Genomic DNA, 1,247 nt, shown 5'->3' with positions numbered 1-1,247 from the left:
AATGATGTAAAATCAGATTTGGATGAAGAACTCATAGACACATTCATTTATCTAGTAAAAATCGCGAACCAATTCAACGTTGATTTAGAAAAAGGGTTCCTCAATAAACTGGAGAAGAATAAAGCGAGATTTGGGGGGCTAGAGTGAGAATTTATCAGGGAGAAAGCTGCAATAAACTATATTGTTCCGCTTTAAAAGATTGTTTAAGTATTGATTCACCTACTATGTCTCGTGTAGGTATGGTCTATGATCTCGGACCCGTCGCCTTCGAACTAGCTCCTAATAAACTGAATTTAATCACATTAAACCACAGAGCTATCAATCCGTTTTTTGCAATTGCAGAAGCAGCTTGGGTAGTCAAAGGACTCAATAGTCTTGATACACTGAACTACTATCTGAAGAAGTATGATGATTTTTCAGATGATGGAACAATTTTAAATGGCGCTTATGGGTACAGGCTTAGATACCATTTCGGCTATGACCAGATTCAATTTGCTATAGATGAACTGCAAAAATCTCCAGAATCTCGAAGATGTGTTTTGAACATGTATTCACCTGATGACTTAACAAATACAAGTTCTAAAGATATACCATGCAATACATCAATAATGTTAAAAGTGAGAGACAGTAAGTTAGACATGACCATCATAAATAGATCTAACGATATCCACAGGGGAATCCCTTACAATTTTTTTGTCTTTCAAACTCTTCATTGCTTCATCGCAAGAGAAATAGGAATAGATGTTGGTTATCAAAGGCACTTTACTGACTCTTTACATATGTATGAGCGAGATATCCCAGCGATAAGAGCAGTATTGGAAAGTCAACTTGAGCCTTTTGACATCTGTGAACAAGAAGGGGTCGGTCTTGTTTATAGCATATTGACAGAAGCGGATAAGATTAATCAGAAGTGTTTTGGAAGCATGACAGACAAATCATTAGCTAAAATTTTCACTTCTTACTCACAGTTCAAGAGTGATAAAGACCTTTCAGGTTTTGTAAGAAAAACGGGCAATCCTATATTGGATTTCTTAGTATCTGACTGGCTGAAAAAGTACGCTAAGAACTGATGTTAAGATTTTATTAAGCTTGAAGATAGGATCAGCTCTTGCCTTTGTTATCTGATTTTTACGCTTACTATTCCTAATCCAAACTACCTGAGCTATAGCAAAGTTTCTAGCTCATTTTTGTCCAACAACGAGTTAGCCTTACTTGAAAATGTATAAGTTCAACTCTGAACTTGAGGC

General features: G+C 36.1%; 1 protein-coding gene. It reads left to right on the top strand.

Annotation, left to right across the window (positions count from 1 at the left end; all coding sequences use genetic code 11):
* The first annotated feature begins 143 nt into the window (after nt 1-143).
* Nucleotides 144-1,070 carry a thymidylate synthase gene (locus CXF78_RS00925; protein WP_102035722.1) on the top strand — a complete coding sequence of 309 codons (927 nt, stop codon included), beginning with the start codon at nt 144-146 and terminating at the stop codon, nt 1,068-1,070.
* Nucleotides 1,071-1,247 lie beyond the last annotated feature (177 nt).

This window comes from Shewanella sp. 11B5 (assembly GCF_002836795.1).
Lineage (GTDB): Bacteria > Pseudomonadota > Gammaproteobacteria > Enterobacterales > Shewanellaceae > Shewanella > Shewanella frigidimarina.
Note: the sequence above shows the minus strand (reverse complement) of the source record. Positions and strands in the feature narration are given on the sequence as shown.